We start from the raw sequence: 24,097 nt of genomic DNA on the forward strand, positions 1-24,097 counted from the left end.
TGCATCCACAACACCTCTACCGCTGCGGACCGCCGCCGGTGCAAGCACAAGCAGGCACCGGCGGTTCCTCCGTGAATAAGAGAAAGATCGACAATGGCACGAACTGGCCCCAAGAAACCAGGCCTCAGGGTCCTGGTCTGGCTCGGTGTACTCCTCGCCACCCTCACTGCCGTCCTGGCCGGCGGAACCCTTGCCGGGCAGGCAAGCTGGGCGCCCAAGCTGGCGCTGGACCTCGAAGGCGGCACCCAGATGATCCTGGCGCCGAAGGTCGAGGGCGGTTCGGACATCAACGAGGAACAGCTCAACCAGGCCGTGGCGATCATCCGCCAGCGCGTTGACGGTTCAGGTGTTGCAGAAGCAGAGATCAGCACCCAGTCAGGGCGCAATGTGGTGGTCAGCCTTCCTGGCACCCCCTCGAGCCAGACGCGCGACCTGATCCAGGCATCCGCCGACATGAACTTCCGGCCCGTGCTGCTCGCCGGTGCCGGTGCGCCCGTGCCGGAGGAACAGCGGGCGCCGGAGGACCAGCTGCCCAAGCCGACGGCGGAACCCGCCAACAGCAGCGACATCAACTGGATCACTCCGGAGATCTACCGCGAGTTCGAAACCCTTGACTGCGACAACCCGGCGCAGGACGAACGGGAACGGTCGGACCCTGCCAAGCCGCTGGTCACCTGTGAGCCGGCTTCCGAGACGAACCCTGCGATCAAGTACATCCTGGGTCCCGTTGAGGTCAAGGGAAGCAACATCGTCACGTCCTCCTTCCAGCTCCAGCAGGGTGCGCAGGGTGCCGTCACCAACGACTGGGCAGTGAACATCCAGTTCGACGACGAAGGCACGGCCAGGTTCAAAGAGGTCACCGAACGCCTGAACCAGTTCTACGTTGCCGCCGGCGGCGACGCGGGCAACGACCCGAAGGCCCAGTTCGCCATTGTGCTGGATGACCAGGTCATCTCCGCTCCGCGGTCCCTCGCTGTCATCACCGACGGCCGCCCGCAGATCACCGGCGGGTTCACCGAGCAGAGCGCCAAGGCCCTGTCAGACCAGCTGCGCTTCGGTGCACTGCCCATCAGCTTCGAAATTCAGAGCGAGCAGCAGATTTCGGCCACCCTTGGCGGTGAGCAGCTGCGCATGGGCCTCCTGGCGGGCATCATCGGCCTCCTCCTTGTGGTGGTCTACTCCCTGTTCCAGTACCGGGCGCTCGGCTTGGTGACCATCGCTTCACTGGTGGTCGCCGGCGTCCTGACGTATCTGGCGATCGCCATCCTGGGCTGGACGGAGAACTACCGGCTGTCCCTGGCCGGCGTCGCGGGCCTCATCGTGGCAATCGGACAGACGGCGGACTCCTTCATCGTCTACTTCGAACGCATCCGGGACGAGCTCCGTGAAGGCCGCGGCCTGGTTTCCGCCGTCGAGAACGGCTGGAAGCGGGCCAAGCGGACCGTGCTGGCCTCAAAGGCCGTTAACCTGCTGGCTGCACTGGTCCTCTACTTCGTGGCCGTGGGCAACGTCCGGGGCTTCGCCTTCACCCTTGGCCTGACCGCCATTGCAGACCTCATCGTGGTGTTCATGTTCACCCACCCGACGCTGCAGATGCTGGCGCGCACCAGGTTCTTCGGCGAGGGGCACCGGCTGTCCGGCCTTGATCCGAAACGTCTGGGAGCAGTGCCGCTGTACCGCGGCGCCGGCCGTGTCCGCACACCTGCAGACAAGCCTGCCGCCGCTGTCCGTACCAAGAACGCCGGTGCGGCCGCCGAAGCGGAACGCAGGATGACCATCGCCGAACGCCGCCTGGCGGAGAAGCAGGAGCAGCTCGCGGGCTCCTCGAAGTCCTCAGCGAAGGAGAACAAGTAATGTCAGGCTTCGCCAACTTCGGCAACGAGCTCTACACCGGAAAGCGGTCCTACAACTTTGTAGGTGCCAAGAAACTCTGGTTCATCATCGCGGCCGTGGCCGTTGTCCTGTCCATCATCATTCCGCTGGCCAAGGGCGGCTTCAACCTCGGCATCGAGTTCCGTGGCGGGTCCGAATTCACGGTCTCTAACGTGCAGACCACCGATGCAGCGCTGGGGGAGAAGGCCGTTACTGACGTGGTCCAGGGCAGTGTGCCGCGCGTTGCGAACGTCGCCGGCACCACCATGCGGATCCAGACGGACAAGCTGACGGACGATGAGACGCTCCGCATCAAGGAGGGGCTCACCAGCGCCTACGGCGTCACCGACAATGAGGTGACCTCGACGTTCGTCGGTCCGACCTGGGGCGCTGACGTTACCAAGCAGGCCCTGATCGGCCTTGTGGTGTTCGTCCTCCTCGCGGCAGTGCTGATGGCGCTGTACTTCCGCACGTGGAAGATGTCCCTGTCCGCCATCGCGGGCATGGCGGTGACCATGTTCATTACCGCCGGCGTCTACGCCCTCAGCGACTTCGAGGTCACTCCGTCCGCGATCATCGGGTTCCTCACCGTGCTCAGCTACTCCTTGTACGACACGGTGGTGGTCTTCGACAAGATCCGCGAGAACACCGCCGATCTCGATGCGTCCACCCGCCGCACGTTCACCGAGGAGGTCAACCTCGCCGTGAACCAGACCCTCGTCCGGTCGATCAATACCATGATGGTGGCGATCCTTCCCGTGGGCGCCATCCTGTTTATCGGTGCCGGGCTGCTGGGTGCCGGTACGCTGCGCGACCTTTCGCTGGCACTGTTTGTCGGAATCCTGATCGGCACGGCAGCCACCATCTTCGTGGCAGCCCCACTGTATGCGTGGCTGCGCCAGAACGAACCCGACCTCGCCAGGCAGGCGAAACGGGTTGAGCACCGGCGTGCCGGTGCCGGGTCAGGCTCCGGCTCCTCAGTAGTAGAAACAGCCAAGGCGTAAGCCAGATTCCACGGGCCGGCCACCGCCAGAATCCTGGCGAGGGCCGGCCGTCCGTGTTTAAGGCGCTGGTTATAAATCTCACCGCCGCGGGGAATAGACTGAAGTAATTAAACGGTGGTGAGGGGTACTTCATTGGAAGAGCGTTCGGCGTCAGCGCCAGCGGCACAAGGAGACAAGAGTGCTGCCAACGGTACGCAGGCCGGGGTGGCCTCGTCCGCGCGCCCTGGTCCGCTGGTTCCGGTCGACAACTCCGGCTCACGCCCCACCTTTCCCGGCCGCCGGGAACGGACCCGCTCCAGGCTCGCCCGGCTGACGGGGCGCAGCACAGCGACGTATTCGCCCATCCTTGAGCCCCTGCTAAGGACTGTCCGGGCCAACAACCCCAAAGAGGACTTCGACCTCATCCAGCGGGCCTTCGACGTTGCGGAGCAAAGCCACCGCGGGCAGAAGCGCAAGAGCGGCGACCCCTACATCACGCATCCCGTGGCCGTGGCCACCATCCTGGCCGAACTTGGGCTGAGTGGAACCACCTTGGCCGCGGCCCTGCTGCACGACACGGTGGAGGACACGCCCTACACCCTCGCCGACTTGAAGCGGGACTTCGGTCCCGAAGTGGCCATGCTGGTGGACGGTGTGACCAAGCTGGACAAGGTCAGCTTTGGTGAGGCCGCGCAGTCCGAGACCGTCCGCAAAATGGTTGTTGCCATGGCAAAGGACATCCGTGTCCTGATGATCAAACTGGCGGACCGGCTGCACAACGCACGGACCTGGCGGTTCGTCTCCGCGGAATCCTCCGCCCGGAAGGCCCGCGAGACGCTCGAGATCTTTGCGCCCCTGGCCCACCGGCTGGGCATGAACACCATCAAGTGGGAGCTGGAGGACCTCTCCTTCGCGGCGCTGTACCCGAAGGTCTATGAAGAGATCGTCCGGATGGTGGGGGACCGGACCCCCGAGCGGGAGAAGAGCCTGAGTGTCATCCGGGACCAGATCACCGAGGACCTCCGTACCGCCAAGATCAAGGCGACCATCACCGGCCGCCCCAAGCACTACTACTCCATCTACCAGAAGATGATCGTCCGCGATAAGGACTTCGACGACATCAACGACCTCATGGGTGTCCGTGTCCTGGTGGACTCCGTCCGTGACTGCTACGCCGCCCTGGGCGCCATGCACTCGCGCTGGAACCCGCTGCCCGGCAGGTTCAAGGACTACATCGCGATGCCCAAGTTCAATATGTACCAGTCACTGCACACCACGGTGATCGGGCCCGGCGGCAAGCCGGTTGAGATCCAGATCCGTACCCATGAGATGCACCGCCGTGCTGAATATGGCGTGGCTGCGCACTGGAAGTACAAGGACCAGCCCAACCGGACCGCGGTTGGTCCCGGCAGCCCCCGGGACGGGGACATGGGCTGGCTGCGTTCGCTGGTGGACTGGCAGCAGGAAACCTCGGATCCGGGTGAATTCCTGGACTCCCTCCGCTTCGAAATCAATGCACGGGAAGTTTTCGTCTTCACCCCCAAGGGCGAAGTCATGGCGCTGCCCGCCGGGTCCACTCCCGTGGACTTTGCGTACGCAGTCCACACCGAAGTCGGGCACCGGACCATCGGTGCCCGGGTCAACGGCAAACTGGTTCCGCTTAACAGCGAGCTGAACCACGGTGACTGGGTGGAGATTTTCACCTCCAAAGCGGAGGGCGCTGGCCCCAGCCAGGACTGGCAGCACTTCGTCAAGAGCGCCCGGGCCCGCAACAAGATCCGCCAGTGGTTCAGCAAGGAACGCCGGGAAGAGGCAATCGACCGCGGCAAGGAACTGTTGACCCGTGCAATGCGGAAGCAGAACCTTCCGCTGCAGCGGCTGATGACACACGAAGCCCTCGCCGCAGTTGCAGAGGATTTCAAGTACGTTGACATTTCAGGCCTCTACGCCGGAGTGGGCGACGGGCATACGTCCGCCCAGTCGGTCATGGAAAAGCTGGTGGAAAGCCTCGGCGGCAATGAGAGCGCCGACGACGACATCACCGAAGTCAGTATCCCCACCCAGGTCACCAAGGCACGCTTCTCCGACTCGGGCGTGGTGGTCCGCGGAGTAGGCGACGTCTGGGTCAAGCTGGCCCGCTGCTGCACGCCCGTCCCCCCTGACCCGATCCTTGGCTTCGTGACCCGGGGCTCGGGAGTCTCCGTGCACAGGACGGACTGCACCAACATCTCGGACCTGAAGGACCAGCCCGACCGCATTGTGGACGTGGACTGGGCGCCAACGCAGTCCAGCGTCTTCCTGGTCGAGATCCAGGTGGAAGCGCTGGACCGCAAATCGCTGCTGTCCGACGTCACCCGGGTCCTGTCCGAGAACCACGTAAACATCCTGGCAGCCAGCGTGCATACCTCCACGGACCGGGTGGCGATCTCAAAGTTTGCCTTCGAGATGGGCGACCCCAAGTACCTGAGCCACGTCCTCAGCGCTGTCCGCAGGATTGACGGCGTGTTCGACGTTTACCGGACCACCGGCAACAAGCGCCGGAGCTAGCGCGGCAAGCTTCTCCAGGGCCGCGCGCTTGTGGGGCACGCGGGGCGTCGCTTCTATGGCCAGGACAAGCAGGCGCAGGCGCACGTCCTTTTGCGGGCGTGCCAGCAAGCCCTCCAGTGCGGGGATGGCCCTGCCGGCGTCCACGTGCAGGGCAATGTCCAGGGCAGTCCGCAGCGGGCTGGAGACCATCAGGCCGCCGAGGCTGACGACGTCGAAGGGTCCAAGCTTCACCTCGTGCAGGGTGCAGCCCCTGGTGTTCCGGAGGCTTGAAACCCTCCGTTTGGCATCCACCAGCAGGGCCAGTCTGTCCGGTTCTGGCGCGCAGCCGTAGATCCAGGCTGCCGTCATGCGGCCGGCAACCACCCTTTGCCTGACCGGCAACGGCACCGCCCCGGCCGCCGCACGTGCACGCAGCTGCGGGGATGCGGCCACTCCGGGCAGCGTATACCCACGGTGGTGCAGCCGGTCCAGGAGTCCGTCCGCGGCGAGGGTTTGCAGTTCCGGCATGGCGAAGGGCATGTCCGGGACATAGAGCTCGGGGAAGCGGGGTGCTGCCGCTTCTGCCGCAGGTGGTTGGTCATTGTCCGCGGAACCCGATGGAATCGCCATTCATCCATCCTGCCGCGCAGGCCCTTAACAGGGACAGGCCCGGTCCGGTTATGTGGATAACCGGACCGGGCCTGTCCCAGACGCCAGCCTGCGGAGCAGGCGGACGAGCCAGAGCGTGGCGGCTTAGGAAAGTTCGCTGGCCGAGCGCTGGATCTGGTCGAGCCAGGCCTGGCGCGCCTCGAGGGCTTCCTGGGCAGCTTTGATCTTGCGCTGGTCGCCGGTCTTCTCTGCCTTGGCAAGATCGTCCTGAAGGCCTGCGATCGCAGATTCCAGCTGGGACAGGGCGCTGTTGGTGCGCGCCTTCCGCTCCGGGTTGGAGCGCTGCCACTGCTCTTCCTCAGCGTTGCGGACGGCATCTTCAACCTTGCGGAGCCCGGCCTCGATACGGCCCATATCGCCGCGCGGGACCTTGCCTGCTTCTTCCCACCGGTCACGGATCGACTGCAGTGCCTTCTTGGCTGCGGCCAGGTCCTTGACCGGAAGGATAGCGTTGGCTTCCACCAGGAGCGCCTCCTTGACGGTGAGGTTGGCCGAGTATTCCTGGTCGATCTCGTCGTTGGCAGCCTGGCGGTTCGTGAAGAACACATCCTGGGCCGCACGGAACCGGGCCCACAGTGCGTCGTCGTCCTTGCGGCTGGCGCGGGGTGATGCTTTCCACTGGTCCATCAGCCTGCGGTACTCGCCGGCGGCAAAACCCCAGTCCGTGGAGGTGGACAATGCTTCGGCCTCGGCGATCAGCTTCTCCTTGGCGGACTTCGCCGCGGAGTTGTTGCTGTCCAGCTGCGAGAAGTAGGCGCGGCGGTGGCGGTCGAAAACAGTCCGTGCTGCCCGGAACCTCTTCCACAGGGCGTCCTCGTTGCTGCGGCCCAGGCGCACGCCGCTCTTCTGGGCTGCTTTCCAGCTCTCGAAGAGTTCGTTCATGCGGGCACTGGAGGTCTTCCACTGAGTCTGCGCGGGGTCCTGGCCGGAGATCTGCTCGGCTTCGGCAACAATTGCCTCACGGGCTGCGAGTTCCGACGCGCGGACGGCGTCGTGCTCGGCCTTTTCGGCCTTCTCCAGCTCACCGATCTGTTCGGCGAGCTTGTCCAGCCTCGCCTCGGCCGCACGGAGGTCGCCCACCATGTTCCTTTCCGCAAGCTGCTCGCGGAGATGGGTGACGGTTTTCTGCATGTCCGTGCTGGGTGCCTTGGAGCTGACGCGCTGTTCGAGCAGCACAATCTGGGCCACGACGTCGTCATACTTCCGCGCAAAGTAGGCAAGGGCCTCGTCGTCGCTGACGCCCGGGTACTGCCCGACGGCATGCTCGCTGCCGTCAATGGTCAGGAACACATGGCCGTCGCCTTCAACCCGGCCCCACTTCGAGGCCTCGGCCAAAGAGGTGGCAGGCGCTGCCGGAACAGCAGCTGCAGCAGGGGCGGCAGCGGCAGGCTTCGGGCGGGAAGCGAACGCGGCCGGCGACGGTGCCCGGGGGGAGGGTGAGGGGGCCGGTGCAGTTGCCGGTGCGGGGGCAGGCACGGAATTGTCATCCGAGGGAGTGCCATCAGCAGGAGTGTCATCCGCGGGAGCGGAGGGACCAGCCTCCTTTGCAGCAGGTTCTGCTGCGGCAGCCCCGGCTTCGGGAGCTTCCACTGCCGTGGTACCGGATGCCTCAGTTCCTGCGCCGTCAGCCGCGGGGGCCGCCGCTTCGGTCAGGTCTGTTGCTGTTTCGTCGGATTTCTGACTGTCTGTCACCGCTAAAAGTCTTTCGCTTGGAGGGAAATACTCACGTACTGCACCGCGGCCGTACCGGCCGGGCTTCCTACTTCAGAGAAAACGAGTCTATCGTGACTGGTTCGACGGGCGCGCCGTCCGTGTCGCTGCTGCCCGGCGTGATGCCGGCGGCGGCCAGGTTGGACACCACGTCCAGCCCCGATGTCACTTTCCCCACCACGGTGTAGCCGCCGGCGCTGTCCGCGGGGATGACCGTGTCTTTGTAGACAATGAAGAACTGGGTGCCGTTTCCGTACGCGTTGTTGCCGGTCCGGGCTACTGCGATGGTTCCGGCCGGATAGGCATTGTCCGCTGGCGTGTTCTCCAGCGGACCCCAGGTGTAGTCCGGGTCGCCCTGCCCGTCGCCGGTGGGGGAGCCGCACTGCAGGACGCCGAAGGTCTCCCCGGTGGTGAGGCGGTGGCAGGTCTTGCCGCTGAAGTAGCCCTCGTCGCTGAGCGACTTGAACACGGCTGTTGCCTGGGGAGCGTCCGTTCCGTTCAGCTCCACGCCGAGCGCGCTGCCGTTCAGGACGAGCTCGCCGGTAAAGGTCTGCCCCGCGGCGGTGTCCGCAGCGGGGATGTTGGGGCCGTTGGTTGCCTGGGCGGACGGGCTTGCGGACGGCTCCGCCGACGCGGACGGGCTGCTCAGCCCGGCTTCTGCGGCGGCGAACTCTTCCTCGCTGGGGTTGCCGGCAAAAGCAGTGAGTTGAAGGACGACGGCGAGGACCACGGCGGCCGCCCCGGCACCGGCGGCGATGAGGTTGTCGCGCTTGCGGCGGCTTTCCTGGTCCCGCCGCATGGCCCGCTTGGCTTCCATCTGCTGGATGCGCCGTCTGGTTTCGCGGGCACTGCGTGAACTGGCCGCCAAGGGTCCTCCTCATAGTCGGGCTGCAGCAGGGTGCGGGTGTGGACCGCGTGCTGGCATGGGGCGGCCGGGCCTGCCGGTCCGCCGCATTGGAGAAGCCGGCGGAAGACGACATAAACTGACTGCCGCACATAGTTTATGCATGACTGGCCGGGGTGCCGCCGCCGTAAACCCGTTTCGGGCCAATTGCCGCGCACGTCCCTGCCGCCGTTCACCAAGAGGAGAAACTCCACCATGGCACGCACCGCCTCCCTGTCCGGATTCCCCGAGTGGCTTCCCGAGGAGCGGCTGGTGGAGCTCCATGTGCTGGATACCCTGCGCCGGGTGTTCGAGCTGCACGGGTTCTCTTCCATTGAAACCCGGGCCGTGGAAACGGTTGGCCAGTTGCTGCGCAAGGGGGATATCGACAAGGAGGTGTACGGGCTGAGCCGCCTCCAGGAGGACGAAGGTGAGGCGAAAGGCAAAGGCGATGCGCACGCACTTGCCCTGCACTTCGACCTCACTGTCCCGTTCGCCCGTTACGTCGTCGAAAACGCCGGCTACCTGGCGTTCCCCTTCCGGCGCTACCAGATCCAGAAGGTATGGCGCGGCGAACGCCCGCAGGAAGGCCGCGCCAGGGAGTTCACCCAGGCGGACATCGACGTGGTGGGCGACGGCGAGCTGCCGTTCCGCTACGACGTCGAGATTGCCCTGGTGATCGCTGAAGCGCTGAGCGCCCTCCCCATTCCGGACTTCCGCCTCCGCATCAACAACAGGAAGCTCGCCGAGGGCTTCTACCGCGGTCTTGGCCTGGACGACACGGCCGGCGTGCTGCGGAGCATCGACAAACTCGAAAAGATCGGCCCCGCCAAGGTCGCTCAACTGTTGAAGTCGGAACTGGGCGCCACCGAGGACCAGGCGCAGAAAGCCCTGCAGCTGGCCGGAATCCGCACCGAGGACACCTCGTTCGTGGCGCAGGTCCGCGCGCTGGGTGTTACCAATGATCTGCTGGAAGACGGCCTCACCGAGCTTGAACAGGTCATTGACGCGGCCGTCCAGCGGGCGCCGGGCAAGGTGGTGGCGGACCTCAGCATCGCCCGCGGCCTTGACTATTACACCGGCACAGTGGTGGAAACCGTCCTGGTGGGACACGAACAGCTGGGCTCCATCTGCTCCGGCGGCCGGTATGACGCGCTGGCCTCGAAGGGGAACCGGAAGTTCCCGGGCGTGGGACTTTCCATCGGCGTCACCCGGCTGGTGTCCCGCATCCTGAGCCAGGACCTGGCCAAGGCCTCACGCTCGGTTCCTACTGCCGTGCTGGTGGCACTCACGCACGATGACAGCTGGGACGCCGCGCAGGACGTGGCCGCCCAGCTGCGCAGCCGCGGAATTTCCACCGAAGTGGCCGCGAAGGCGGAAAAGTTCGGCAAGCAGATCAAGTTCGCAGACCGGCGCGGCATCCCGTTCGTCTGGTTCACGGACGACGACGGCACGCACCAGGTCAAGGACATCCGGACCGGCGAACAGGTAGTCGCAGCCCCGGAGACCTGGACGCCGCCGGCCGAAGACCTGGCAGTGCAGGTGTCTACGGCTGCTGAGCCAGCTGCAGCAGCCGTATAACTGCTCTGCACCCCTGGTGCCGGCTCCACCGTCGTGGGGCACTTTGGCACGGACCCGCCGTCGATTCTTCCGCAGACGGCTTGCGGGCCGACCAATGTGCCCCGCGGCGGTCCCGCTCAAACGGTCCCGCTCAAACGGTCCCGCTCAAACGGTCCCGCTCCAACGGCCCCGCTCAAACGGTCCCGCTCCACGGGGTCGGGCCGCGCTAGTGCCGCAGCCGCAGCACCAGCCACCGCCCCGCCACGCCTGCTGCCAGCACGGCCACCATGGTCAGGACTGACGCCGGCGGCAGGGTGAAGGCCAGCAACAGGCAGGCTGCGAAACCGGCGGCGTTCAGCCACTTGGGTGCGTATCCCGGGTGCGCCGCCAGGGTGTAGGCGGAAGCGTTGGCCACAGCGTAGTAAATCAGCACGCCAAAGCTGGAGAAGCCCACCACCGTCATGACGTCCGTGGTGAGGAGAAGCAGGATAACGACGGCGGCCACGGCGAGTTCGGCAACGTACGGAACAGTGTGTTTTCCCCCCACCTTCGCCAGCGGCGAGGGCAGGTCCCGTTCCCGTGCCATGGCCATGGTGGTCCGGCCCACGCCGGTGATCAGTGCCAGCAGGGCTCCCAGGCAGGCGGCGGCGGCGCCCACCTGCACCACTACTGCACCGCCCTCAAACCGTGACTCGATCACCGCGTCCAGCAGCGGCGTCCGGGTTGCGGCGAGCTGCCCGCCGGGAAGGTGGTTCAGCAGGAGCAGCGACAAGGCCAGGTAGATCGCGAACGCTGCAGCCAGGGCGGCAATGATTGCGCGCGGGATGGCCCGGGCAGGATCCTTGACCTCCTCGCCCAGCGTGGCGATCCGCGCGTAGCCGGCAAAGGCAAAGAACATCAGTCCGGCTGCCGGCAGCACCCCGCCCAGCGACGCTTCGACCGCAGGGCCGCTGCCGGCGGCGGGATGGGGGCCCACGGCTGCGGCTACGGCAACAAAGGCGAGGGTGGCCAACACGATGCACAGCAGGATCCGCGTGAGCAGCGCCGTGCGGGTGATGCCCAGCAGGTTGACGCCGGTGAGGACAACCACGGCCGCCACGGCCACCGGCACTGCGTAGCCGGGCCAGGCATAGCTGCCGAACGTCAGTGCCATGGCGGCGCAGGACGCAGTCTTCCCGGTGACGAAGCCCCAGCCGGCAAGGAACCCCGGCCACTGGCCAAGCTGTTCGCGGCCATAAACGTAGGTCCCTCCGCTGGTGGGATACTTTGCGGCGAGGGCGGCCGAGGCGACGGCGTTGCAGTAGGCAACCACCCCGGCGATGACCACCGACAGGGCCAGCAACTGGCCTGCCAGCGCGGCCGCAGGCGCGAAGACAACAAAGACCCCCGCTCCCAGCATTGAGCCGAGTCCGATGGCCGTGGCATCAAACGTGCCAAGCCTGCGTTGAAGTTGCTGGTGTGCGCTCATGCGGTGGCAGTCCCTTTGCAGCGGGTAAACTCGAACGGGATTGTTCCCGAAACGATCTTATTTAACTTCCCGATCGACTTCCCGCCGTAACCCCGCAGAAAGGCGTGCTGTGCTGCGCACACATGACCTCGGATCCCTTCGTTCCGAGCACATTGGAGAAACCGTAACCCTGGCCGGCTGGGTTGGCCGCCGCCGTGATCACGGTGGTGTGGCCTTCGTGGACCTGCGTGATGCTTCCGGCGTGGCACAGGTGGTGGTCCGCGAGGAAGAAGTTTTCCACGGCCTGCGTAACGAGTACGTCCTGCAGATCATCGGCACCGTTTCCAAGCGGCCGGAGGGCAATGAGAACCCGGCCCTGGCCACCGGCGAGATCGAGGTCATGGCCGAAAAGGTCACCATCCTCAACACCTCCGACCCCCTTCCGTTCCAGATCGACGAGCATGTTGAAGTGGGCGAGGAAGCACGCCTGAAGCACCGTTACCTGGACCTCCGCCGCCCGGGCCCCGCCCGCAACCTGCGGCTGCGTTCCGAGGCCAACCGCGTGGCCCGCGAACTGCTGCACCAGGACGGCTTCGTTGAGGTGGAGACCCCGACGTTGACCCGTTCAACACCTGAAGGTGCCCGCGACTTCGTTGTGCCGGCCCGCCTGGCGCCCGGTTCCTGGTATGCGCTGCCGCAGTCGCCCCAGCTGTTCAAGCAGCTCCTGCAGGTGGGCGGTTTTGAGAAGTACTACCAGATTGCCCGCTGCTACCGTGACGAGGATTTCCGTGCGGACCGGCAGCCGGAGTTCACGCAGCTGGACATCGAAGCCAGCTTCGTGGAGCAGGACGACATCATCGCCCTGGGCGAGAACATCGTCAAGGCACTGTGGAAGCTCATCAACGTCGAAATTCCGACGCCGATCCAGCGCATCACCTACCACGACGCCATGGCACGCTTCGGCTCGGACAAGCCGGACCTCCGTTTCGGCGTGGAGCTGACGGAGCTGACTGAGTTCTTCAAGCACACCAACTTCGGTGTCTTCAAGGCCCCCTACGTCGGTGCCGTGGTGATGCCGGGCGGCGCCTCGCAGCCGCGCCGGACCCTGGATGGCTGGCAGGAGTTCGCCAAGCAGCGCGGGCACAAGGGATTGGCATACGTCCTCTTCAAGGAAGACGGCGAACTGGCCGGCCCCGTGGCCAAGAACCTCACCGAGGCAGAACGGGCAGGCCTGGCGGATGCCGTGGGAGCCAAGCCGGGCGACTGCATCTTCTTCGCCGCCGGCGACAAGTCCTCCGCCCGCGCCCTGCTGGGCGCCGCCCGTGTTGAAATCGGCCACCGCACCGGCCTGATCAACCCTGACGACTGGGCTTTCTGCTGGGTGGTGGACGCGCCGATGTTCGAGCCGGCAGCAGCAGCTGTGGCTTCCGGCGACGTGGCCGTCGGCGCCGGCCAGTGGACCGCAGTGCACCACGCGTTCACGTCCCCCAAGCCTGAGTACATGGACAGCTTCGATACTGACCCCGAGTCCGCGCTGGCATACGCCTACGACATCGTCTGCAACGGCAACGAAATCGGCGGCGGCTCCATCCGTATCCACCAGAGCGATGTCCAGGAACGGGTCTTCGAGGTCATGGGCCTCTCGCACCAGGACGCCCAGGAAAAGTTCGGCTTCCTGCTTGAAGGCTTCAAGTACGGTGCACCTCCGCACGGCGGCATCGCCTTCGGCTGGGACCGCGTCGTGGCGCTGCTGTCCGGCGTGGATTCCATCCGCGACGTCATCGCCTTCCCCAAGACCGGCAACGGCTACGACCCCCTGACCGCAGCTCCGGCGCCCATCACGCCGCAGCAGCGCAAGGAAGCGGGCGTTGACTTCAAGCCTGAAGCGAAGAAGCCGGAAGAGGGCAAGTAGGCACTGTCCGTTTGGCCTGAAGGCCCTCCTGGAAGGGGGGCCTTCGGTCTGTCCAAAATCAGGAGTCCCCGTGGCCCTCAACCGTTCGAGCCAGCCCGCCCGTACCTACGAAGCGCTGATGGATGCAGCCTGGCCCGCCCCCGAACGCCATGACCTGGGGGAGTGGGTCCTCCGGGCTGCGGACGGCGTTACGCAGCGGGCCAACTCCGTGTGGCCGCGGGACCCTGCACAGGAGCCGCAGGATGCGCTCCGGGAGGCGGCGCGGTGGTACCGCACGCGGCGTCTCCCGCTGATCTTCCAGGTAGCGGACACGCCCGCCAACTCCGGGCTCAACCAGCAGCTGGACGCCCAGGGCTTCACCCGCCAGTCCGAAACACTGATCATGGCCCGGCCTTCCGGATCCCAAGCCGGGCATCCGGAAGGCACAGGAGTGGAGATCCTCGACGAGCCCAGTGAGGAGTGGCTGCACCTTTGGTGGAGCGTGGACGGCAGGGGCGGTGGGCAGGAACGGGAGGCAGCGCGCACCATCGTGACGGGGTGCCCTGCGCTGTATGCCCTCGCCAGGGACGACGACGGCGGCCCGGCCGCCGTCGGGCGCCTCGCCCTGGTGGGCGCCACCGGAGGAATCTACTGCATGGCGACATCGCCCGCGCACCGCAGGCGGGGCTATGCGACAGCGGTGCTCCAGGCGCTCCTGTCCGCCGGGGACGCACGGAACGTGGAATGCTTCTGGCTGCTGGTTACTGCTGCCAACTCCGGCGCCCGGGAGCTCTACCAGCGGGCAGGGTTCAAGGAAGCAGGCCGCTATCTCTACCGCCAGGAGCGCCCGCGCCGGGCGCTGACAGGCTGCTAGTTCAGGGTGCGTCGGTGACCTGGATCCGCACCGCGCATGAATCCGCGGCTGCCTTGCGCAGCACGGCAGCCTTGGGATCCGGGACGTCAAGGTACGCCAGCCGTGGCATGGCGGCATAGCCCTGCAGGGAGGTGTGCTGGAGGACAAGCCCCACCAACGCCCGGTCACCCCCGGGAACCACATATTCAAAGGGCTCACTGCTGAAGATGCGGGCGGCCTGTTCCGCAACAGCATCCACCAGGGCGTCCGCCTGGTTGGACCGCCGCCGGGCGAACCGCTGCTGCGACTGTCCGCCCGCGGCCGTCCGCGACTGCACATACGTGGATCCCACCTTCGACGCCAGCGCGTGGCCCTCACTTACCACTGCCACGCCGTAGCCTCCGCGCCTGGCCAGCAGCAGTCCCAGCCGCCGCGGCTGCGACGCCAGGGAGGCCAGCCGCTCAAGGGCATCCACGCCGCGGCCGGGCCGGCCGTCAACCGGCCAGGGGGACTGCAGGAGAGCTTCGGCGCCGTCCGCCGCCAGAAGTCGGAGGCCGTCGTCGTCATCGCTGAGCTGGTATCCGCCGTGCGCCGCGCCGAACCTGTCTGCCCATCCGGCCAGCCGGCCGCCGGAAATGAAAGCGGTGCGCACGGAGGCCGGCCTGGCTCCGCCGGTGCTGCGTGCGGACATGGTGGCATTCCTTCACTGGGCGGCCTCCCGGGGAAAATCCGGAAGTGAACTCGAAGTAGCCTATCTATGTGGAAGATCTCTTCGGGCACGGCCGCGGCAATAATGATGACGACGACGACGGTTCCGTCGCCGCCGTTCGGCCTGCCGGGCCAGGGACCATCTCTTCCCCCCGCGGTCCGCTCGCCGTCCGGATGCGTCCCCGCACCCTTGACGAGGTAGTGGGCCAGCAGCACCTCCTCGGCCAGGGGTCGCCCCTGCGCCAGTTGGCTGCAGGAGCCGGCGCAGACACAACAGGCCCTGCGGGACCCACCTCGCTCATTCTTTGGGGCCCCCCGGGAACCGGCAAAACGACCCTCGCGCACGTTATTGCCCGCGGACAGGGCAGAAAGTTCGTGGAGCTCTCCGCAATCACCGCCGGTGTCAAGGACGTGCGGCGCGTGATGGACGAGGCCCTGACTGCCCGCGACCTCTACAAGACCACCACGGTCCTGTTCCTGGACGAGATCCACCGCTTCAACAAGGCCCAGCAGGATGCCCTGCTGCCCGGAGTCGAAAACCGCTGGGTGGTGCTGGTGGCCGCCACAACCGAGAACCCGTCGTTCTCCGTGGTGTCACCGCTGCTGTCCCGCTCCCTGCTCCTGACGCTCCGCCCGCTGACCGACGCGGACATTGAAGGACTGATCCAGCGCGCCGTCGCCGACCCCCGCGGGCTGGGCGGCAAGGTAGCCCTCAGCGACGAAGCGCTCGAACACCTCGTCAGGCTTTCCGGAGGCGATGCACGCCGTGCCCTGACGGCGTTGGAGGCCGCCGCCGGCGTTGCGTTCGGGGATGCGGACGACGCAGGGGACGGGCCCGTCGCCGTCGAACTTAAACACACCGAGCGTGCCCTGGACGTTGCCGCCGTCCGGTACGACCGTGCCGGCGACCAGCATTATGACGTCATCAGCGCGTTCATCAAGTCCATCCGCGGCTCCGACGTGGACGCGTCCCTGCACTACCTGGCCCGCATGCTCGAGGCGGGGGAGGACCCGCGCTTCATCGCCCGGCGGATCGTGATATCCGCGGCGGAAGACGTTGGGATGGCCGATCCCACAGCACTGCAGACGGCAGTGGCAGCGGCGCAGGCGGTGCAGCTGATCGGCATGCCCGAAGGCCGGATCATCCTGGCGGAGGCCGTGGTGCACCTGGCCACCGCCCCCAAGTCCAACGCCGCCTACATGGGCATCAACAAGGCCATTGCCGATGTTCGGGCAGGGCTGGGGAACGGGATTCCCGCCCACCTAAGGGACGCACACTACCCCGGATCCAAACAGCTGGGACACGGCCTCGGCTACAAATACGCGCACGACGCCCCGCACGCCGTGGCCACCCAGCAATACCCGCCGGATGACTTGGTGGGGAAGGACTACTACCAGCCCACGGCCAACGGCGCCGAACGTGACATTGCCCTGCGCCTGGAGCGGCTGCGCAGGATTGTCCGGGGCAAGTGACCGCCGTGGTAAGGTAGATGTTTGTCTGGCAAGGCACAGACGCACAATCTCCCCAATTTCACGTTGAGAAGGTTATGCCCTGCGCCCAGTAGCAAAAGGCAGCGGTTGGCCGATGCTCTCCATCGTGGAGGCCAGTAACACTGACACACCGCAGATATTGGAAGGACACAAGTGGCTAACAACACTCGTGCTCGCCGTCAGGCCCGCCTCTCGCGGTCCCTCGGCATTGCTCTTACCCCCAAGGCCGCCAAGTACATGGAGCGCCGCCCGTACGGCCCCGGTGAGCATGGCCGTGCCCGCAAGAAGCAGGACTCCGACTACGCCGTACGTCTGCGCGAAAAGCAGCGCCTGCGCGCCCAGTACGGCATCCGCGAAGCACAGATGACCCGTGCCTTCGAAGAAGCCCGCCGCACCAAGGGCCTGACCGGTGAGAACCTCATCGAACTGCTCGAAATGCGCCTTGACGCCCTGGTCCTGCGTGCCGGCTTCGCCCGCACCATCGCCCAGGCCCGCCAGCTGGTTGTGCACCGCCACATCATGGTTGACGGCGTCCGCGTTGACCGCCCGTCGTTCCGCGTCGGCGAGGGCCAGCTGGTCCACGTCCACAGCCGCAGCGAGACCATGGTTCCGCTCCAGGTTGCAGCAGCCGGCGCCCACCGCGACGTCCTGCCTGCCGTTCCGGCCTACCTGGACGTCAAGCTGGAAGCCCTCCAGGCCCGCCTGGTCCGTCGCCCCAAGCGCTCCGAGGTCCCCGTGACCTGCGAAGAGCAGCTGGTCGTCGAATTCTACGCACGCTAAATTCCAGCAGCGTATCCAAAGAAGCCCGTGGCAAGCGCCGCGGGCTTCTTTGTATGTAAGGTACTTGGGGGACATCTGCGGAATGCGCTTCACGCGCACCCGCCGGGATGCAACCGAACCACAGAATTTCGAGGAGATGAACGTCTATGTCTGGTGGCGATATTGCCGGCCTGATCGCTGCCGGGGTGTTTGCAGTCCTGGTGCTGCTGCTCGCGGTGCCCATCCTTAAGCTGGGCCGGGTCCTGGACGAGGTCCGGACCTCCATCCGTTCCCTGAGTGACGGCGCCACACCGCTCATGGACGAAGTCACCGCCACGGTCTCCACCACCAACCAGCAGTTGAAGAAGGTGGACGGCATCTCGTCCAACGTTTCGGACGCATCCGCGAACCTTTCCGCCCTGTCCTCCCTGGTGGCCGCCACCGTGGGGTCGCCGCTGATCAAGGTGGCAGCTTTCAGCTACGGCGTCCGTACCGCGCTGGCCGGCCGCAGGAAGCCTGCCGCCGGCCGCCGCAGCCGCTAACACCCGGGAGAAGAAAATGAAACGTATTGTCTGGATGGGAATCGGCGTGGCGATCGGAGTGATCGCTTTCCGCAAGGTGACCGAAGTGCAGGCCAGCATGCAGTCATCGCTGGGCCCGGAGGGCCTCAACCGCTCCGTCAACCGCCTCGCCGACGGTCTCTACGACTTCGCCGACGCCGTCCGCTCCGGAATGCGGGAGCGGGAAACCGACCTCCGGTCCGCCCTCGGCGTCGAATCGGCAGACCTGGTCCGCCGCTGACCACCCCGCTGACCGGCAACGGCCGGGCGGCACCACACGTTAGAACCATATCGGCGGGGACCCCAACGGGACCGCCAAGCGAAAGAACCTCCGCGACCCACAGGGCGCGGAGCAAGAAGGGTAAGTACACAGCTCATGAAGTCGCAGGAGATCACAAAGCGCTGGGTGGACTTTTTTGTCAGCAAGGGCCACACCGCGGTTCCCTCCGCATCGCTGGTCTCCAGCGACCCCTCGCTGCTGTTCACGGTTGCCGGCATGGTGCCGTTCATTCCCTACCTGACCGCCAGGGAGGAAGCACCCTATTCGCGCGCCGTCAGCGTGCAGAAGTGCATCCGCACCGGTGATATCGAGGAAGTGGGCAAGACGGCCCGCCACGGAACGTTCTTCCAGATGTGCGGCAACTTTTCCTTCGGCGACTACTTCAAGGAAGACGCCATCAAGTTCGCCTGGGAACTGCTGACCAAGGCCGTTGACGACGGCGGTTACGGCCTGGCGCCGGAGCGCCTCTGGGTGACGGTTTACGAAGCGGACGACGAAGCCAAGGACCTGTGGCTCAAGAACACCGGTGTTCCTGCCGAGCGCATCCAGAAGATGGGCAAATCGGACAACTACTGGCACACCGGCCAGCCGGGCCCTGCCGGGCCCTGCTCCGAGATCTACTACGACCGCGGCCCCCAGTACGGCGTTGAAGGCGGACCGCTGGCTGACGAGACCCGCTACATCGAAATCTGGAACCTGGTGTTCATGCAGTACCAGATCGAAAACGTGCGTTCCAAGGAAGACTTCGACGTCGTGGGCGAACTGCCCAAGCGCAACATCGACACCGGCCTGGGCATGGAACGCCTGGCCATGATCCTCCAGGGTGTCGAGAACATGTACGAGACGGACCAGGTCCGCCCCGTCATCGACAAGGCCGCCGAACTCTCCGGCAAGGAATACACGTCCGCCGAGACCGATGAGGATCCGCACCACACGGACGATGTCCGCATGCGGGTGGTCGCCGACCACATCCGTTCCGCCCTGATGCTGATTTCCGACGGCGTGACCCCCTCCAATGAAGGCCGCGGCTACGTCCTGCGCAGGCTCATCCGCCGTGCCGTCCGTTCCATGCGCCTCCTGGGTGTTGAACAGGCCTGCCTGCCCGAACTCCTGCCCGCCTCACGCGATGCCATGAAGGGCGTCTACCCTGTGGTGGACACGGACTTCGCCCGGATCAGCCGGATTGCCTACGCTGAAGAGAAGGCCTTCCTGCGGACCATCGCCTCCGGAACCGCACGCCTTGAGGACGCCGTCAAGGAATCCAAGGCCGCCAACAAGCCCCTGTCCGGGGCCGATGCCTTCGCGCTGCACGACACTTATGGTTTCCCCATCGACCTCACCCTGGAAATGGCCGAGGAAGCCGGACTCAAAGTGGATGAGGCCGCCTTCCGCAGCCTCATGCAGGAACAGCGCCAGCGCGCTCAGGCCGATGCGAAGGGCAAGAAGGGCGGCCACGCTGACCTGAGTGCCTTCCAGGACATCCTGGCCCAGGGCGAGACGGTCTTCACCGGCTACACCGAGCTCGACGGCGAGTCCCGCGTCCGCGGCATCCTCACCGGGGGCCGCGCGGTGCAGCAGGCCTCCACCGGCGACGAAATCGAGCTGGTCCTCTCCGAAACCCCCTTCTATGCCGAAGCAGGCGGCCAGGCCGCCGATACCGGCCTGATCACCGGTGACGGGTTCGTTGTGGAGGTGCTCGACGTCCAGCGCCCCCTGAAGGGCCTGAGCGTCCACAAGGCGATCGTCCGCGAAGGCGAAATCGGCGCTGATTCGCTGGTTCGTGCCGCCGTCGACCGCGAACGCCGGCACGCCGCTGAACAGGCGCACACGGGCACGCACATCGTGCACGCCGCGCTGCACCAGATCCTCGGCCCCGAGGCGACCCAGCGCGGCTCCTACAACAAGGCCGGCTACCTGCGCTTCGACTTCGCCTGGGGCGAGGGGCTGAGCACGGCCACGCGGTCCGAGATCGAGGAAGTCTCCAACCTGGCCATCCGGAACAACTTCCGCGTGGAAACCAAGGTTATGGGCCTGGCCGAGGCCAAGGCGCTCGGCGCCATGGCGCTCTTTGGCGAGAACTACGGCAGTGAAGTCCGGGTCGTCGAGATCGACGGCGCCTGGTCGCGGGAACTTTGCGGCGGCACGCATGTGTCCAACACCTCCCTGATCGGCAGCCTTTCCCTGCTGGGCGAGCAGTCCGTGGGGTCGGGAAACCGGCGCGTGGAGGCCTTCGTGGGCATGGATGCGTTCCGCCACCTGGCAGCTGAGCGCGCCCTGGTTACCGAGCTCACCGACATGCTGAAGGTTCCCTCCGGCCAGCTTGCAGACCGCATCGCCACCACGCTCGCGAAGCTCAAGGCGACCGAGAAGGAACTGGACCGCCTCCGCAAGGAACAGCTTGCAGGAGCTGCTGCCCAGCTGGTCACCACCGCCAAGGATGCCTCCGGCGTCAGTGTCATCGCCCACGACGCAGGCCAGGTCAGCGGCGCTGACGACATCCGCGGCCTGGCCCTGGACCTCCGGAACCGCCTGGGCTCGGCACCCGCGGCCGTGGCAGTAGCCGGAGTCTCCAACGACCGTCCCGTCATCCTGGTGGCCACCAACGAGGCCGCCCGGGAAGCAGGGGTCAAAGCCGGAGCCCTGGTGCGCCTGGCTGCAGGGATCCTCGGTGGCGGCGGCGGCGGAAAGGACGACGTCGCCCAGGGCGGCGGAACCGACGCCGGCCAGGTAGGCCAGGCGCTCTCCGCCGTCGTTGACGCCATTTCCCGGCGCTAACCCTCCGATGACCGATCCTGCTGCTGCCGGCGACTACCCCCAGGGCATCAAACTGGGGGTGGACGTCGGCACCGTCCGGGTGGGGGTTGCCATCTGCGACCGGGAATCCATCCTGGCCACCCCGTACAAGACGCTGGACCGCAACGCGAAAAAGAACTCGGACGTCCGGGTCATCGCCAAACTGGTCCAGGAACTCGGCGCCGTGCAGGTTTTTGTGGGCCTGCCACGCACCATGAAGGGTGAGGAACGGGCCTCTGCCGTGATGGCCACGGACTACGCACACCTGCTGGTCGGCGAGCTCGCTGCCCGGGACCTGCCGGTGCCGGTGAACCTGGTGGATGAACGCCTGAGCAGTGTCAGCGCCCACCGGAGCCTGCACGAAGCTGGCATGAGCAGCAGGAACCACCGTAAAGTAGTTGATCAGGTCGCGGCGGCAGGTATCCTTCAGCACGCCATCGACATGCAGAAAGCCAGGGGAGCGGACGTCGGCTCACGAGTGACGGCGCCACCCTCTTCCGTGGACATGGAAGGCAGCGGGCCGGAAACAGCGCCCGCCGCACCCGGTGATACGGACCGATCTTCAGATAATGGAAGGCACCAGTGAGCCCTGCCAACATTGACGACTCTTCCAGCCCTCTGGACGCGGGGGCAGGAAGGCCGCTCACCCGCAAGGAACTCCGCGCACGGGAGAAGACCCTTAACACCGGCGGCCTCGATGCCGTTCCGGAGCAGGCATACGAGACCGGCCACGACATTCCACCGCTGCCCGCGGAACCCCCCGCGGCCGCAGAAGCAGACCCCCGGCGTCAGGATGAACCATTGCGTGAAGAACCGGCACCGCAGGACCGGGCGGACGAGCCCGTGATTCCGGCTGCTCCTGCCATCCCGCCGTCCATCCAGGACGAGCCCCACGAACCCGCCGGGCATGATTCATGGGAGCCGGCCCTGGCAGGGCACCAGCACGCAGCAGACGTGAACCACAACGACGAATCCCACTATGACGAACGCGGTTACGCGGACAGTCACGGCTATGCTGCAGGCGTGCACCAGCACGATGGCCACTACGACGGGACGCACTACGAGGAAGGGCACGGTGACGGGACCCACTTTGAAGAGGGGCACGACGACGATGCACACCACCATGGACTTCTTCCCGCCTCGGCCGCAGCAACCGTAGTGGCCAAACCCTCCAAGAAGGTGCGCCGGCGCCGGCGGCTCCTGGCGCTTTTCCTGACCCTTGCCGTCTTCGTCACGGCTGTCGCCGTCGGAGCGCAGTTCCTCAAGCCGCTGCTTGGCAGCGACAAGCCCAGCGACTTCCCCGGCCCTGGTTCCGGAGAAGTGATGGTTACCGTCGAAAACGGCGAAGGCACGCGGTCCGTCGCCTCCAAGCTGGAAACCGAAGGGGTGGTGGCCAACGCCGACACGTTCCTTCAGAGCTTCAGCGCATCCGGCGGCATCCTTTCCCCGGGTGACTACACGTTCAAGTCGGAGATGAAGAACTCCGACGCCGTGAACGTCCTCCTGGGCAAGGACCAGGAAAAAGTCATCTACTTCGCGCTCAGCGCCGGACTGCGCATTGGGGAGTCACTGCAGGCGATCTCGCAGGGGTCCGGGATTTCCTTCCAGGACCTGCAGGCCCTCAGCAACGAGCCGGCGCAGTTCGGTCTTCCGGCCAATGCCAAAAACCTCGAGGGATACCTGGCGCCGGGGGAGCACCGCTTCCCCCTTGGCACTCCGGCAAAGGACATCCTCCAGTCCCTGGTTAAGATCACAACTGACGAACTTGTGTCGCAGGGCATCACGGACCCGGCCAAGCAGTACGAGGCCGTGATCGTCGCCAGCATCGTCCAGGCCGAGGGCGGCCAGGCGGAGTACGGGGACGTGGCCGGTGCCATCTACAACCGGCTCAAGCCCAACGACCAGACCGGCGGCTTCCTGCAGGTGGACTCCGCCGTGACCTACGGACTGGGAACGAAGAGCTACAACTTCACTGACGAACAGCGCCAGGACAAGTCCAATCCATACAACACCTATGCGAACCCCGGCCTGCCTCCAGGACCTATCGGGTCTCCGGGAAAGACGGCGATCGACGCTGCCGCCAAACCCAAGACCAATGACTTCCTGTACTGGGTGACCATCAACCTGGACACCAAGGAGACCAAGTTCTCCAAGACGCTGGATGAACACAACCGCTACGTTGAGCAGTACAACGCCTGGTGCACGGCCAACGTGGGACGTTGCACGTGAGCCTTCGGGCTGCCGTCCTGGGCCATCCGATAAGCCACTCAAAGTCCCCGGCACTGCACCTGGCTGCCTACGGCCAGCTTGGGATCGGGATCAGCTACACGGCAATCGACGTCACGGAGCAACTGCTGCCATCCCTGATGGGGCAGATCCGCGACCAGCCGGGCTGGCGCGGCCTCTCAGTGACAATGCCGTTGAAGACGGCCATGCTCGGGCAGGTGGATGAAGTCCGCGGGGTTGCCAGGACGTTGGGCGTGGTGAACACCGTCACGTTTGAGGAGGACGGGGGCACGCGGCGCGCCGTTGGCTCCAACACCGATGTTGCCGGCATCGTGAATGCACTGCGGCACGCGGGCGCCGGTGAGGCTCCGGCCGCGGTCATCCTTGGGGGAGGGGGAACGGCCGCTTCGGCCGTCGCGGCGCTCAAGGAGCTTGGTGCCACCCATGCCCGGGTCTTCGTCAGGGACACATCCCGGACGGCCGATGTCCGCGCTGCTGCGGCGGGCCTGGACTTCTCCTTGGAGATCCTCACCCTGGCTGAGGCGGCCCGCCACACGTCAGCGGCCGACGTCGTCATTTCCACCCTCCCGCCGCGTGCGGCGGACGGACTGGCGGCTGACCTGGCTTCCCTGAAGACCAGCCTGCCCGGTGTCCTGCTGGACGTTGCCTACGATCCGTGGCCCAGTTTGCTCGCCTCCGTATGGCAGGCCGGAGGCGGAACCGTGGTGCCCGGCCTGGAGATGCTGCTGTACCAGGCAGTGGAACAGGTACGCCTTTTTACCCGCCGCGGCGATGACGTCAATGCGGCCGTCATAGATGTGATGTGCGCCTCAGTCGGCCTTCCCCGACGGGCTTTGTAACCGCCCCCCGTGGCAGGATGGAAGAT

At 66.0% G+C, this 24,097-nt stretch carries 19 protein-coding genes; 14 read left to right on the plus strand and 5 right to left on the minus strand.

All coding sequences use genetic code 11. The annotated features are described in order from the left end of the window. Window positions 1–93: 93 nt before the first annotated feature. The 3 genes from secD to WHH00_RS08615 all read left to right on the plus strand — a co-directional run bounded on the left by secD (window position 94) and on the right by WHH00_RS08615 (window position 5,402). Window positions 94–1,854, plus strand: a complete 1,761-nt coding sequence (gene secD, locus WHH00_RS08605; protein WP_350003121.1) for a protein translocase subunit SecD — start codon at window positions 94–96, stop codon at window positions 1,852–1,854. Beyond that, window positions 1,854–2,876 carry a protein translocase subunit SecF gene (gene secF, locus WHH00_RS08610; RefSeq protein ID WP_350003123.1) on the plus strand — a complete coding sequence of 341 codons (1,023 nt, stop codon included), beginning with the start codon at window positions 1,854–1,856 and terminating at the stop codon, window positions 2,874–2,876. The genes secD and secF overlap by 1 nt, the downstream gene beginning before the upstream one ends. Window positions 2,877–3,008: 132 nt before the next feature. Next, window positions 3,009–5,402, plus strand: a complete 2,394-nt coding sequence (locus WHH00_RS08615) for a bifunctional (p)ppGpp synthetase/guanosine-3',5'-bis(diphosphate) 3'-pyrophosphohydrolase (RefSeq protein WP_350003125.1) — start codon at window positions 3,009–3,011, stop codon at window positions 5,400–5,402. Here WHH00_RS08615 and WHH00_RS08620 read toward each other — a convergent pair. The 3 genes from WHH00_RS08620 to WHH00_RS08630 all read right to left on the minus strand — a co-directional run bounded on the left by WHH00_RS08620 (window position 5,283) and on the right by WHH00_RS08630 (window position 8,628). Further along, window positions 5,283–6,011 (minus strand): hypothetical protein, encoded by a 729-nt coding sequence (locus WHH00_RS08620; protein WP_406638068.1) that lies wholly within the window; start codon window positions 6,009–6,011, stop codon window positions 5,283–5,285. The genes WHH00_RS08615 and WHH00_RS08620 overlap by 120 nt on opposite strands. A gap of 123 nt (window positions 6,012–6,134) precedes the next feature. Then, entirely contained in the window at window positions 6,135–7,742 is a 1,608-nt protein-coding gene (locus WHH00_RS08625) for a DUF349 domain-containing protein (RefSeq protein WP_406638070.1), read from the minus strand. A gap of 67 nt (window positions 7,743–7,809) precedes the next feature. After that, a complete protein-coding gene (locus tag WHH00_RS08630) occupies window positions 7,810–8,628 on the minus strand; it encodes a peptidylprolyl isomerase (RefSeq protein WP_406638072.1) in 819 nt (272 codons plus the stop codon). Between the two features lie 231 nt (window positions 8,629–8,859). Between WHH00_RS08630 and hisS the strand changes: the two genes are divergently transcribed. Further along, window positions 8,860–10,224: a histidine--tRNA ligase gene (hisS, locus tag WHH00_RS08635; RefSeq protein ID WP_406638074.1), complete on the plus strand. Its 1,365-nt coding sequence runs from the start codon at window positions 8,860–8,862 to the stop codon at window positions 10,222–10,224. Window positions 10,225–10,429: 205 nt separating this feature from the next. Here the strand turns inward: hisS and WHH00_RS08640 are convergent, their stop codons facing one another. Further along, the gene (locus WHH00_RS08640; RefSeq protein ID WP_406638076.1) at window positions 10,430–11,671 is read right to left on the minus strand and encodes an APC family permease; all 1,242 of its coding nucleotides are present in this window, start codon (window positions 11,669–11,671) and stop codon (window positions 10,430–10,432) included. A gap of 109 nt (window positions 11,672–11,780) precedes the next feature. Here WHH00_RS08640 and aspS point away from each other — a divergent pair, with 109 nt between their 5' ends. Both aspS and WHH00_RS08650 read left to right on the plus strand, forming a co-directional pair. Then, entirely contained in the window at window positions 11,781–13,562 is a 1,782-nt protein-coding gene (gene aspS, locus WHH00_RS08645; RefSeq protein WP_406638078.1) for an aspartate--tRNA ligase, read from the plus strand. 70 nt (window positions 13,563–13,632) lie between these two features. Then, the gene (locus WHH00_RS08650; protein WP_406638080.1) at window positions 13,633–14,415 is read left to right on the plus strand and encodes a GNAT family N-acetyltransferase; all 783 of its coding nucleotides are present in this window, start codon (window positions 13,633–13,635) and stop codon (window positions 14,413–14,415) included. Window position 14,416: 1 nt separating this feature from the next. Here the strand turns inward: WHH00_RS08650 and WHH00_RS08655 are convergent, their stop codons facing one another. Then, window positions 14,417–15,085, minus strand: a complete 669-nt coding sequence (locus WHH00_RS08655; RefSeq protein WP_406638082.1) for an acVLRF1 family peptidyl-tRNA hydrolase — start codon at window positions 15,083–15,085, stop codon at window positions 14,417–14,419. 68 nt (window positions 15,086–15,153) lie between these two features. Between WHH00_RS08655 and WHH00_RS08660 the strand changes: the two genes are divergently transcribed. From WHH00_RS08660 to WHH00_RS08695, 8 genes are all read left to right on the plus strand, one after another. After that, window positions 15,154–16,575, plus strand: a complete 1,422-nt coding sequence (locus WHH00_RS08660) for a replication-associated recombination protein A (RefSeq protein ID WP_406638084.1) — start codon at window positions 15,154–15,156, stop codon at window positions 16,573–16,575. 171 nt (window positions 16,576–16,746) lie between these two features. Continuing rightward, window positions 16,747–17,373 (plus strand): 30S ribosomal protein S4, encoded by a 627-nt coding sequence (gene rpsD / locus WHH00_RS08665; RefSeq protein ID WP_066276228.1) that lies wholly within the window; start codon window positions 16,747–16,749, stop codon window positions 17,371–17,373. Window positions 17,374–17,519: 146 nt separating this feature from the next. Then, window positions 17,520–17,894, plus strand: coding sequence for a DUF948 domain-containing protein (locus tag WHH00_RS08670; protein WP_251420068.1), 375 nt, complete (start codon window positions 17,520–17,522; stop codon window positions 17,892–17,894). A gap of 16 nt (window positions 17,895–17,910) precedes the next feature. Further along, a complete protein-coding gene (locus WHH00_RS08675) occupies window positions 17,911–18,153 on the plus strand; it encodes a hypothetical protein (protein ID WP_350003140.1) in 243 nt (80 codons plus the stop codon). A gap of 135 nt (window positions 18,154–18,288) precedes the next feature. Then, entirely contained in the window at window positions 18,289–20,967 is a 2,679-nt protein-coding gene (alaS, locus tag WHH00_RS08680) for an alanine--tRNA ligase (RefSeq protein ID WP_406638088.1), read from the plus strand. A 7-nt stretch (window positions 20,968–20,974) separates the two neighbouring features. Beyond that, complete coding sequence (ruvX, locus tag WHH00_RS08685) at window positions 20,975–21,571, plus strand: Holliday junction resolvase RuvX (RefSeq protein ID WP_406638090.1); 597 nt, start codon at window positions 20,975–20,977, stop codon at window positions 21,569–21,571. Next, window positions 21,568–23,214 (plus strand): endolytic transglycosylase MltG, encoded by a 1,647-nt coding sequence (gene mltG / locus WHH00_RS08690; RefSeq protein ID WP_406638092.1) that lies wholly within the window; start codon window positions 21,568–21,570, stop codon window positions 23,212–23,214. The genes ruvX and mltG overlap by 4 nt, the downstream gene beginning before the upstream one ends. Further along, a complete protein-coding gene (locus WHH00_RS08695) occupies window positions 23,211–24,071 on the plus strand; it encodes a shikimate dehydrogenase (protein ID WP_406638094.1) in 861 nt (286 codons plus the stop codon). Before mltG ends, WHH00_RS08695 begins: the two co-directional genes overlap by 4 nt. Window positions 24,072–24,097: the final 26 nt, after the last annotated feature.

The sequence above is a fragment of the Pseudarthrobacter quantipunctorum genome, assembly GCF_045291495.1.
In the GTDB taxonomy this organism is placed as follows: domain Bacteria; phylum Actinomycetota; class Actinomycetes; order Actinomycetales; family Micrococcaceae; genus Arthrobacter; species Arthrobacter quantipunctorum.